We start from the raw sequence: 11541 nt of genomic DNA on the forward strand, positions 1-11541 counted from the left end.
CATAAACGACAAAGGCCGGTTGAACCGGCCTTTGTCGTTTTGAAAAAGATCAAGAGTCGCCGTCGCTGTCGCCGCCCTGCTCTTTACCAGCCGCAGCGCGCAGCTTGTCCTTCTTGCTCATGCGCTTGCCCTTCACGCCACCGTTGTTGCCGTCTTCATGCGGCTGGCGCTCGGGCACTTTTTCGGTCACGGGGTATTGCGGCAAGGTTTCCAGCGCCACGTCAGTCAGTGCGTTGCGCTTGGCGATCAGTTTCCAGTGCGTTTCGGTCGCCGGGCTCACAAAGCTGATGGCCAGCCCGCTGGCGCCCGCGCGGCCTGTGCGGCCGATGCGGTGGGTGTACTCGATGGCCGAACGCGGCAGGTCGTAGTTGACGACCAAGGGCAACTCATCCACATGGATGCCGCGCGCCGCCAGATCGGTGGTGATCAGCACCTGCCACTGCTTGTTCTTGAACTCGTTCAACACCTGCTGGCGCGCGCCCTGGCTCAGATCGCCGTGGAACGCCGTGGCGTTGATTTTCTTGTCGTACAGCTTGTTGGCCACATGTTCGGCGCTGTAGCGGCTGGCGACGAACACCAGCATGCGCTGGCCCTTGTACTGCTCGACCAGTTCGCGCAGCAATGCCGAACGCTTGGCGGCGTCGATAAGGAAAACGCGCTGCTCGATGGTCGCATCCATGCGATGGGTCGATTCGATCTCGACCTTGGCATGATCAGCGCGCAGCAGGCTCGCCACCAGCTCCTGCACGGAAGGCGGGAACGTGGCGGACAACAACAGCGTCTGGCGCGCAGCGCTTTCCGGCACCAGCGCGAGCACCTTGTTCAGTTCTTCGGCAAAGCCCAGATCCATCAGCCGGTCGGCCTCGTCCAGCACCAGCGTGCGAATGGTCTTGAGATTCAGACGGCTGTGCTCCACCACATCGAGCAAACGGCCCGGCGTGGCGATCACCATGTCCGCACCGCCGCGCAGCGCCATCAGTTGGGGGTTGATGGACACGCCGCCGGTCAGCACCGCCACCTTGGGGCGCTTGCCCAGAGACTCGCCGACCACATAGATCAGCTCGGCCACCTGCGCCGCCAGCTCGCGCGTGGGTACGAGAATCAGCGCCTGCGTGTCCCGATGACCTGCGCCGCGCTGCGCCGAATCGCTCAGCATCCAGGCCTGCAGCAGCGGCAGCACATAAGCCGCTGTCTTGCCCGAACCCGTAGGCGCGCAGGCCTGCAGATCGCGCCCGCCCAGCACCGCAGGAATGGCTTGCTGCTGCACAGCGGTAGGCGCCATCAGGCCACGGGATTGAGCGGCCTGAGCCAGCGATGGGGCAAGGCCCAGATCAGAAAAGGACATGAAGGGGATGGGGCGGAACGGGCCGCTTGAGAGGAAAAGGCAACCCGCTATTGTCGGGCCTGCCGCCCCATCGCGCACGGGCCGCCCGAAAACAACCCACGCTTACTGCAAACCCAGCATCAAAATCGGAATCAGCAATGCCGTGAGAATCCCGTTCAAACCCATGGCCAAGGCCGCAAAGCTGCCCGAGACCTGATTGACCTGCAACTCCCGCGCCATGCCGATGGCGTGGGCGGTGAGTCCAATCGCAAAGCCGCGCGCGGCCGGGTCGGTCACTTTCAATAGGCGAAGCAGCGGATGCGAAATCACCGTGCCGACCACACCCGTGATCACCACCGCCACCGCCGCCAGCGCGGGCAGGCCGCCAAAGCGCTCGGCCATGGGAATCGCAATCGGCATGGTGGCGGACTTGGGCATGAGCGATGCAATCGTCTGCCAACTTCCGCCCAACGCCCAGGCAATGCCGATGGCGCTGAGCATGGCGACCAGCGACCCCACCAGCAACGCGATCAGCAGCGGCTTCCAGATGCGCTTGAGGCGATCGAGCTGCGCGAACAGCGGAATGGCAATCGCCACCGTGGCGGGGCCGACCCACCAGCTGAGCGGCTTGGTGGCCATGGCATAGGCCTCGTAGCGCACACCACTCAGCCAGAGCACCAACATCACCATGGCGGATGTGGTCGCCACCGGAACCAGGATGGGATTGCCGCCAAAGCGTCGATAGAGCTTTTGCGCCAGCAGATACGCGGCAAAGGTGACGCCGATCCAGAGCACGACGGAAAGCCCAAACCCCGTCCAGCCATTGAATGGCCGTGGTGCATTCGGAAGCATGGTGTAGATGCCGCTCATGCCTTGCCCTCCTCTGCCGATTCATCGCCTACCTGTCCTGACTGTCTGTGCAGCAGATGCTGAAGCAGCACCGCCGTCACGCCCAAGGTGATCACTGCACCAGCCACTCCGGCCACCAGAAACGGCAACCACTCTTCCCGCACGCGACCAAAGTTGTCGATCAGCCCCACCACCGCTGGCGCGAGCATCAGCATCATGTTGCGCAGCAGGCCGCCGCTGACCTTGCCCAGCGCCGCAGGCACGCGGCCCAGCGCGAGCAAGCACAGCGTCAAACCCACCAGACCGATGAGCGAACCGGGCACTGGCAGGCCGAGCGCGCGGACCAGAAAGTCACCCACCAACTGGAAGACGACCAGAACGACAACTGACAGAGCGATGAATAGCAGAGGCACGTTGGAGCAAGAAAAAGACGAAAGGACGAAAAAGACGAAAGCGAAGCGAACGGCCACCACGGCGCGGACGCAAAGGGAAATTCAATGGTGAGAGCTTACCCAAGAGCCCAAATCGGTGCGCTGCAGTGCGAAATCGACCGCAATTGCCGAGAGATGTGCTGAGGCTGTTACATGACTTTCGTCAAAATAGCCAAAGCCCGAACCGAAAATCGCTGCATTTAGGCGAAGTTGACCGATATTGAAAGCAAGATCGCAACATTCCATTTTCACAAACCCGAACGTCTTGCATCAAGCAGCCAACTTCGGCTAACGCGACGACATCTTGGCTGCGAAATAACCGACGTTGGAGCAGATTTTCCAACGCAATTAAATTCACTTGCGAGCAGATTCAGCATGTGTTGAAGGCATTTGCGATCCATAGAATGAAAAAGGCATCGCACTCGCCTTTGCGGGGATGCCCTCACCTTTCGCTCCAAACCATGCATTCATCCCCTTCGTCCACTTTCGCCACGCCCAGCCACACTGCAGGCATCACGCTGCAAGATGTGGTGCTCCGCCGTGGGCGCACGCAGGTGTTCGATGGCTTGGGCCTTTCTCTGAATGAACCACGCATCGGCCTGATTGGCGACAACGGCGCTGGCAAGACCAGCTTGCTGCGCCTGCTGTGCGGACTGGAAGTGCCGCAATCGGGGCGCGTGTGCATTCGTGATACCGAGATCCAATCCGCCGGACAGGAACGCGCTGCGCTCGTCGGCTTGATGTTCCAGAACCCGGACGACCAGATCATTTTTCCCGTGGTGGTCGAAGAAATCGCGCTCTCGCTGCGCACCCGTGGCCTGAAAAAAGCCGAAGCGCATCAGGCAGCACGCGCCCTGCTGGCTGATCGAGGTTTGGAGAGCTGGGCCGACCGTGCGGTGAGCAGCCTGAGCCAAGGCCAGCGCCAGCATGTCTGCTGGCTTGCGCTGCAGGCCGCCAAGCCGCGCGTGCTGCTGCTGGACGAGCCCTTTGCCAGCCTCGACCTGCCCGGACAGGCCAAACTGGCGCAAGACATTGCCAGCGCCGATCAGCAAGTGCTGGTATCGACCCATTTGCTCTCGCATGTACGTGGCTTCTCGCGCGTGATCTGGCTCGATCAAGGCCGTGTTCGCTCCGACGGGCCGGGAGCGGAAGTCTGCACTGCCTACGAGGCCGATGTGGCCGCGCGTGCCCACATCCCGCACAACTGAAGCACGACCATGGGAAGCCTCTACAGCGACATTCCAACCTGGCTGCACCGCATCGCGGCGGGCCGCAAATTGCTGGCGCTGGCGGTGCTGGGCGCACTGCTGTTCATCACGCAGTCGCCCATCGTTCTGGCGCTGGCGGCTTGCGCATGCGCTGCGCTCTGGTTCTCGCTGGGTCAGGCCACCACAGGCGCACGACGGCTGCTGGTTTCGGTGCTGATCGCAGCCTTGCTCGTGGCGGCGTTCCACGTCGTCATGGGTAACTACCGGATTGCCGCTGCCAGCACCTTGCGGCTGGTGAGCGCCTCGGTGCTGGGGGTTGCATTCACCATCACCACGCGGCCTGCGGATATCGTCGATGTGCTCGAAGGCCTGCTCACGCCGCTGTCGCGCTTTGGCCTGCATCCCGAACGGTTGGCCCTGCAGATCGCGCTGATGCTGCGCTTCACCGAGCATTTCTTCACCCAGTGGCAAAAGCTCGCCGACGCGTATCGCCTGCGCACCGGCAAGCCCGGCGGCCTGCGATTGATCGCGCCGCTTGCCATCCACATGCTGCTTGCCACACGCCGCGTTGCCGACGCGCTGTGGGCACGTCTTGGTCATTGACAGGAGTCCATTCATGAACACCAACCCCAACCACAAGCCCACCCACACCGTCTCGCGCTCTGCCGCCTCGTCCATGGCGCAGGTCGCGCTCTTCGCGGCGCTCATGGCCGTGCTCGGACTCATCCCCAAGATCGATCTGCCCATGGGCGTGCCGATCACCGCACAGTCGCTCGGCGTGATGCTCGCAGGCGTGCTGCTGGGCCCCAAGCGCGGGTTTCAGGCGATGGCACTGTTTCTGCTCGCAGTCGCTGCGGGCCTGCCGCTGCTGTCCGGCGGACGCGGTGGCATCGGCGTGTTCATGGCCCCGTCTGCGGGCTATCTGATCGGCTACGCACCTGCAGCGCTGATCGCCGGACTCGTCATGCGCGCCATGCCCCAGCGCAGCCCCATGTGGATTGGCCTCGGCGCATTCGTTGCCGCGCTCGTCGGCGGCCTGCTCGCGCTGCATGCGATGGGCGTTGCCGGGCTCATGCTGATGGCGCACATGTCGCTCAAGCAAGCCGTGATCACCACGCTCGCGTTTGTACCGGGCGATCTGATCAAGTGCGTGCTGTGCGCCGTCATCACCCACACCGTGGCGCGTGGTCTGCCTGATTGGCAGTTTGGTGGTCGCCGTGTCTGAGTCTGCAATCAAATCGGACGTGCACGAACTCGCCGCACCGTTGCGCGATTTCTGGGAACTGGTGCACGGCCCGCTCGCGCATTGGGCGGCAGTCACGCCCAACGCAGTGGCGTTGCAGAACGAAACACGCAGCCTCACGTTCGCGCAACTGAATGCGGAAGTTTCCGAACGCAGCGCAGCCATCGCACAGCAACGCAAACCGCAAATGCTGCTGCTCGACACATCGCGCGGCACGCTGGAATGCGTGATCGATTTTCTCGCCATCATCGCCAGCGGACGCTGCGCAGCCGTGGCCGATCCCGAGTGGCCGCAGTTCGTGCATGAACGCGTTCGCGCCTGCCTGCCCACCGACGCAAGCGAGCTGACCGAAGCCACGCCGCTGGCCGCGTTCTACACTGGGTTCACCTCGGGCAGCACCGGCATTCCCAAGGGTTTCATGCGCCACCACCGCTCATGGACCGAGAGCTTTCGCGTGAGCATTGCGGACTTCGGCCCCATCGCCGCGCAGCGCGCGCTCGCGCCAGGACGCATGTCGCATTCGCTGTTCCTGTTCGGCGTGATGCATGGGCTGTGGTGCGGTGCGGGTGCCGTAGTGCAAGAGAAATTCTCGGCACTGCGTTGCCTTCAATCGCTGGCGGACGGCATCGCGCCTGTGCTGGTGGCCGTGCCCAGCCAATTGCTGCTGATGCTGCAATGGGCGGCGCAGCGCGACATGCCACCCATCACCGGCGTGCAGCTCGTGCAGATCAGCGGCGCACGCTGGATGCGCTCGCAAACGCCCGCGCTCCAGCGGCTGTTTCCCAACGCGCGCATCGTCGAGTTTTACGGCGCATCCGAGGCCAGCTACATCGCGTGGATGGACGCCGACGCCGATGCGCCCGCGTCCGCCGTCGGCAGGCCGTTCAGCAATGTGCAGTTGTCGATTCGACCTGCGACGGAGCAGCCTGCAGACGGTACCGGTCTGATCTATCTTCGCAGCCCCATGGTGTTCATGGACTATGTCGGCGACAACGTGGACCGCACGGGCGTGCTGCGCGATGGCGACTGGCTTTCGGTGCGCGACATGGGCCACGTCGATGAAAGCGGTCTGCTGCATCTCGCGGGTCGCGAAAGCCGCATGATCGTCACGCGCGGCAAGAATCTTTTTCCCGAAGAGTTGGAAGACCTGCTGCAGACACATCCGTCGATTGCACGTGCGTCGGTGCTCGGCATTCCCGACGAGCTGCGCGGCATGCAGATCCACGCAGTCGTGCAATGGCAGGACGATCTGGTCGAAGCGCCTCTGGTGCAGCGGCTGACGCAGTGGCTGCAGGTGCGCACGGAAAGCTTCAAGCAGCCAAGGCAATGGTGGTCCTGCAGCGACTGGCCGCAGACCAGCAGTGGCAAGACCGATCACCGCGCGCTCGCGAGTCTGGTGCAGCAGCACCTGAACGGCGAAGTGACGACACTCGTCGCATGGCAATCATGACGACTTCTTCACCCGCAAACCCCGCCATTGTTTCGTGGGCACGCAGTGCGATTGCGCCCAAGGGCGGCGCATTCAATGCATTGCTGCCGCACGAAATTGCAGCGCCCGTTCTGCAAACCCTGCTCGCTCGCACCCACTTGCATGGCGATCAAATCGATGCCGTAGTGCTTGGCAACGCTATGGGCGCGGGCGGCAATCCAGCGCGCATGACGGCGCTTGCCGCCGGACTTCCGCAAACCTGCGCGGCCATCAGCGTGGACAGCCAATGCTGCGCCGGACTGGATGCCGTCGGCATGGCCATCGGCCTGATTGCGTCGGGTCAGGCCGAGTTCGTCATCGCAGGCGGTGTCGAGGCATGGAGCCGCGCGCCGATCCGGCAGACGAGGCCGCTGCTTGCAACGGAGCTGCCAACCGCCTACGAACGCCCGGCGTTTGCACCCGACCCTGCTCAGGACCCGGACCTGCTTGAGGCCGCGAGCGAACACGCCTTCGCGCGGCAATTCAGCCGTGCTCAGCAGGATGCCTACGCCCTCCTCAGCCACGAGCGCGCATTGCGTGCACAGCAGTCGTCGATGCTGCACGATCTGATCACTATGGCAGACTGCGACCGCGACATGTACCCGCGCCATATCGATCCCGCACGCGCAGCACGCATGCCCGTGATCGCGCATGCGAGAGCAGATGAAGCGCGTCGCTTTGGATTGAGCGCGCTGACCGTGTCCGCCAAAGCCGATGGCGCGGCCATGGTGCTGCTCGCCTCGGATCGCGCATGCCAGCGGGCAGGCATTTCTGCCCCGGCGCTTTGGCTCGCGAGTGCAAGCATTGGCGGTGACTCGCGCATGCCGTTGACTGCTGCTGCAACCGCTGCGAAAGCAGTCCTGCATCGACACGGGAACCGGCAAGCAAGCGACATGCACGCCATCGAACTGCATGACGCATTTGCAGCGCAAGGCTTGTCGTTCTGCGAAGACTTGGGCCTCCAGCCCGAAGACATCAACACACTGGGCGGTGGGCTTGCCCGTGGTCACCCCATTGGCGCATCCGGCGCGGTGGCGCTGGTGAGTCTGCTGAACACATTGCAGCTTCAGCAGATGACTGATTCAACGACGCCGCGCATCGGTCTGGCCGCCATTGCGGGCGCAGGCGGGCTGGGTTCGGCCTGCATGGTTCAAATGGAAATTTCACGATGAATGTGCCCTACGAACACAGCGCAGCCTCGCAGGCTTTGCAGTTGCTGCATCAACGCCGCTCCATTCGCGCCTTCACCAATCAGCCTGTTCCGCAAGCCTTGCTCGAACAGCTCCTGCAGGCCGCGCGCGCTGCGCCGAGCGGAGCCAATCTGCAGCCAGGCAGATTCATTCAAGTCTGCGGCAATGCACGCATTGAGTTGAGCAATGCGCTGCTGCGCAATCGACAGAACGAAGTCGAGGAGCGCGAAGACTACGGCTACTTTCCCCGTCCCATGCCCATGCAGTTGCGCAAGCGCCAAGTGGCCGCCGCGCAAGCGCTGTACAGCGCCATCGGCATTGCGCGTGACGATGCGCCGGGACGTGAATCACAGTTCGAGCGCAACTACCGTTTCTTCGATGCACCGGTCGCTCTCATCGTCACCATCGACGCGAATTTTGGTGCGGGGGGTTACATGGATCTGGGCATGGCGCTGCACGGTCTGCAACTTGCCGCATCGGCCGTGGGCATGGGCAGTTGCGCGATTGGGGCCATGGCGTCGCATGCGCAGACCATTCGTGAGGTGCTGCAACTTCCGGCCGATCAGCACATTGTCTGCGGTGTGGCGCTGGGATGGCCCGACATGAGCGCACCGGTCAATCAGACGATCACGCAGCGCCTCCCCTTGAGCGTGTATTTCGAACAACGGTCGGAAACACACTTTTGCTCGCATTCAGAGGCGGCGCGCTGTCCTACACCGACCGCCTAGTGAATCCAACTATTGACCCTTACTTTCAATATTAGGAATTGACTATTAACCACTTGGTAAATAAAAAATCACCTCGGTGATTTTGGGTCAGGGCACAAAAACCAGCCCCTTGCCGAACACCGCTCGCACCGGAAGCATCAACTGCGTGCCGGCCAACGTCTTGCGGCGCAGGCGCATCAGCGAGGATTCGATGCGGTGAAAGCCATCTTCCGCCTCGGCATGCCCCATGGCCTTGACCAGATTGGTCTTGGACACCATGCCGCCATTGGCCGCCATCAGGCATTCCAGCAACTCGCATTCGCGGCTGGTCAGGCGAATGGTCTTCTGGTTGGGAGCGATCAGGCGCGGCACGCTCAGGTCCAGACGCCAGGAGTTCTGCTGCTCGGCGTTGGTCACGCGCATTTCGAGCTGACGCAACTGGGCACGAATGCCCGCCCCCAGCTCTGCCAGCGACAGCGGCTTGATGAAGTACTGCAGCGCACCCGCATCGAGACTCGCGACCCGCGCACCCGAATTGGCGTGTTGTGACAGCACGATGGCCGGAATGCGCTGAGCAACCAGTCGACGAATCAGGGCCAGACCGGGGTCCACGCCCAGATCCAGATCGATGATGACCAGATCGGCTTTCTCCTTGAGAAGACCAATGTAGAAGTCCTCTATCGAGTTCGCCCCCCAGGTCGTATACCCCGACTCTTCGAGGAACCTACACACCTGTATGCGATGTGTTTCATCACCGTCTACGACTGCGACTGTGAACTTGACTGACGATGTGAGAATTTGTTGCATAGTGAAACCACAAGTTTTGCAAAATTTTCGTCATCAACATCCAGTTGCGCCATGCACAAAAACACTTAGTCACTCACAATGTGTATGTCATTGCTACAGTCTATTGTAAATAATTGTTAGGTCATTCTTGCAGAAACCACTCAATTACTGTAGTCAATCGCAAATCATTTCGATCATTGAGAAAGCTCTTAACCAGCATCAAAACCAGCCACCGAGGCGCACGGTGACTGGTTTTGTCAGTTTCAGAATGCCGAGATCACGGAACCCTTGAATTGGGTCTCGATGAACTTGCGGACTTCTTCCGATTGATAGGCGTTGATCAGTTTGCCCACCCAAGCCTTGCCCTTATCCGTATCTCGGATGACAAGAATATTTACATATGGATTTTTGGCGGATTCAAGAGCGATAGAGTCCGTTTTCGGATTCAGACCTGCCGAGATCGCAAAGTTGGTGTTGATCGCCGAGGCGTCCAGATCGTCCAGCGAACGGGGCAGTTGAGCGGCATCCAGCTCCACGAAGCGCAGCTTCTTGGGGTTTGAAACCACATCCAGCGGCGTGGCCTTGAGGCCGGCGTTTTCCTTCAGCTTGATCAAGCCCAGGGATTGCAGGAGCAGCAGCACGCGGCCACCATTGGTCGGGTCGTTCGGAATGCCGAACTTCGCGCCGGATGGCAGCTCGTCGAGCTTCTTGATCTTCTTGGAATAAATGCCGATGGGGAAATTCACCGTGTCGGCGGCCCAGCTGATCTTGTAGCCGCGGTCCTTGACCTGAGCGTCGAGGTACGGACGGTGCTGGTAGCTGTTGGCGTCCAGTTCACCGGCGGACAGCGCGGCGTTGGGCTGCACGTAATCGCCAAATTCGATGACCTGGATCTTGAGACCTTCCTTCTCGGCCACCTTCTTGACCTGCTCCATGATCTGCGCGTGCGGGCCAGCGGTCACGCCCACCTTGATGGAGGTCTTTTCCTGCGCCATGGCAGAACCGGAGAAGGCTGCCGCCGCAGCCAGAGCGAGGGTCGTTTGAAGAAGAGTGCGTTTGGAGAACATGATGTTCGGCTTTCTGCCAAATGGAAAACCGATCATCGTAATCCACATCAGCACTCAGTTATAAGATTCCTTTTCCATATGCAAACAACCATCGCGATGCTCCCTGTGCGACAGCGCTGTTTGCGCAAAGCCATATATGGTCATGTAATCCGATTAAATAACCTCAAGGCCGAAGCGCAAGGTTGTTGAGTTTGTCCAGCCGCTCGGGCCAAGTGCCCTCTTCCGCCGACTGAAGCAGAATGCGCGTCCAGGCGATCCAGGCATCCCATTGCACGCGCTTGTCCCACGCGTTGCCCCAAGCGCTGAAGCACTGCAACGCACTCCGGGCGGCGTGCACTGCGTCTTCCTGCCGGTCGGCCGACAGGTAGACCTGCGCCAGCACCATCTGTGGCTCGCCCACCCAGGGGTTGAGGCGAACCGCCTGCTCGAGCACGTTGGTGACCACGTCCAGATCGACCAGAGGCTGATCCAACTGAATCACCGACCAGTACAGCGAGGTCGCAGCTGCATCGTTTTCCTTGCTCACGCTCTGCGTGCAGTGGTCGAACACGGGCGGAATCGGCAACTGGTGCTTGAGCCCCGGATGCTGCAGCGCCAGCCCGAGCTGCGACAGTTGCGATATCTTGCGGCTTGGTGGGCGCATCGGCCCCGGCCAGAGCGACGCCGCCCAATGCACGGCCTGCTTGCGCGAGATGTCCACGTTGGGCGAGCGCGAATAGATTTCCTCCTGCCAACTGAACCACTGCTCGATCGTGTCCGCCATGCTCACGATGATGAAGGTAGCCACCTCACGCGGCGTGAGTTGCACGGTCGCCCTCGGCGCGGGGCCGTTGAGTTCCAGCTCCATGCCGCCGTCCTCGTCGAAATCGCGCTCCAGCACCTTGTTGATGAACTGGCTGCGGCTCATGGTGCAGAACAGGTAGACAAGATGCTCGGCCTCCTCGCCCACCAGCTCCTGCAGCCGCGCGCGCTCGGTACGCGCATCGAACTTCACCAGATCGACAAAGGCATTGCCGTACACGCTGTGCAGCAGCCCGAGCAACTGCACGTCATGCGGTTGCTGCCACAACGCCAGCGAGCGAGCCACGCCATAAAGATGGTGGCGAAACGTGCCCGCCTTGTGCCAATCCTGACCCACTCCGCGCTCCAGCACCACGGGCAGCACCGGTGCCAATTCCGGGTCCTTGGTGATCCAGTTTTCGTCGAGCAGTTGCTGCGCGCGCGAGAAAAGATGTCTGTCGAGTGTTTGCCAAAGGGGTGTCATCGTT

The 11541-nt window shown here is 61.6% G+C and carries 12 protein-coding genes; 6 read left to right on the top strand and 6 right to left on the bottom strand.

Translation table 11 applies throughout. The features are described 5' to 3' along the window. Positions 1-49: 49 nt before the first annotated feature. From G7048_RS00100 to G7048_RS00110, 3 genes are all read right to left on the bottom strand, one after another. Entirely contained in the window at positions 50-1345 is a 1296-nt protein-coding gene (locus G7048_RS00100) for a DEAD/DEAH box helicase (protein ID WP_166066210.1), read from the bottom strand. A 102-nt stretch (positions 1346-1447) separates the two neighbouring features. Beyond that, entirely contained in the window at positions 1448-2194 is a 747-nt protein-coding gene (locus tag G7048_RS00105) for an LrgB family protein (RefSeq protein WP_371747600.1), read from the bottom strand. Next, complete coding sequence (locus G7048_RS00110; RefSeq protein WP_240933108.1) at positions 2191-2586, bottom strand: CidA/LrgA family protein; 396 nt, start codon at positions 2584-2586, stop codon at positions 2191-2193. Before G7048_RS00110 ends, G7048_RS00105 begins: the two co-directional genes overlap by 4 nt. A 479-nt stretch (positions 2587-3065) precedes the next feature. Here G7048_RS00110 and G7048_RS00115 point away from each other — a divergent pair, with 479 nt between their 5' ends. The 6 genes from G7048_RS00115 to G7048_RS00140 are packed head-to-tail and all read left to right on the top strand — an operon-like array spanning position 3066 to position 8441. After that, on the top strand, positions 3066-3812 hold the full coding sequence (locus G7048_RS00115; RefSeq protein WP_166066211.1) for an energy-coupling factor ABC transporter ATP-binding protein: 747 nt from the start codon (positions 3066-3068) through the stop codon (positions 3810-3812). Between the two features lie 9 nt (positions 3813-3821). Beyond that, positions 3822-4415 (top strand): CbiQ family ECF transporter T component, encoded by a 594-nt coding sequence (locus tag G7048_RS00120; RefSeq protein WP_166066212.1) that lies wholly within the window; start codon positions 3822-3824, stop codon positions 4413-4415. Positions 4416-4428: 13 nt separating this feature from the next. Then, on the top strand, positions 4429-5037 hold the full coding sequence (locus G7048_RS00125; RefSeq protein ID WP_166066213.1) for a biotin transporter BioY: 609 nt from the start codon (positions 4429-4431) through the stop codon (positions 5035-5037). Further along, the gene (locus G7048_RS00130; protein WP_240933109.1) at positions 5030-6505 is read left to right on the top strand and encodes an AMP-binding protein; all 1476 of its coding nucleotides are present in this window, start codon (positions 5030-5032) and stop codon (positions 6503-6505) included. The genes G7048_RS00125 and G7048_RS00130 overlap by 8 nt, the downstream gene beginning before the upstream one ends. Further along, a complete protein-coding gene (locus tag G7048_RS00135; protein ID WP_166066214.1) occupies positions 6502-7695 on the top strand; it encodes a thiolase family protein in 1194 nt (397 codons plus the stop codon). The genes G7048_RS00130 and G7048_RS00135 overlap by 4 nt, the downstream gene beginning before the upstream one ends. After that, positions 7692-8441 carry a nitroreductase gene (locus tag G7048_RS00140; protein WP_166066216.1) on the top strand — a complete coding sequence of 250 codons (750 nt, stop codon included), beginning with the start codon at positions 7692-7694 and terminating at the stop codon, positions 8439-8441. Before G7048_RS00135 ends, G7048_RS00140 begins: the two co-directional genes overlap by 4 nt. A gap of 87 nt (positions 8442-8528) precedes the next feature. On the opposite strand, the gene G7048_RS00145 is transcribed toward G7048_RS00140, so the two are convergent. The 3 genes from G7048_RS00145 to G7048_RS00155 form a co-directional block, all read right to left on the bottom strand. Next, the gene (locus G7048_RS00145) at positions 8529-9227 is read right to left on the bottom strand and encodes a response regulator transcription factor (protein WP_166066217.1); all 699 of its coding nucleotides are present in this window, start codon (positions 9225-9227) and stop codon (positions 8529-8531) included. Between the two features lie 242 nt (positions 9228-9469). Next, entirely contained in the window at positions 9470-10273 is an 804-nt protein-coding gene (locus tag G7048_RS00150) for a MetQ/NlpA family ABC transporter substrate-binding protein (RefSeq protein WP_166066218.1), read from the bottom strand. A 163-nt stretch (positions 10274-10436) separates the two neighbouring features. Further along, the gene (locus tag G7048_RS00155) at positions 10437-11537 is read right to left on the bottom strand and encodes a DUF6817 domain-containing protein (protein ID WP_166066219.1); all 1101 of its coding nucleotides are present in this window, start codon (positions 11535-11537) and stop codon (positions 10437-10439) included. Between the last annotated feature and the right edge of the window lie 4 nt (positions 11538-11541).

Origin of the sequence: Diaphorobacter sp. HDW4B, from assembly GCF_011305535.1 — a bacterium.
Taxonomy (GTDB): domain Bacteria; phylum Pseudomonadota; class Gammaproteobacteria; order Burkholderiales; family Burkholderiaceae_C; genus Diaphorobacter_A.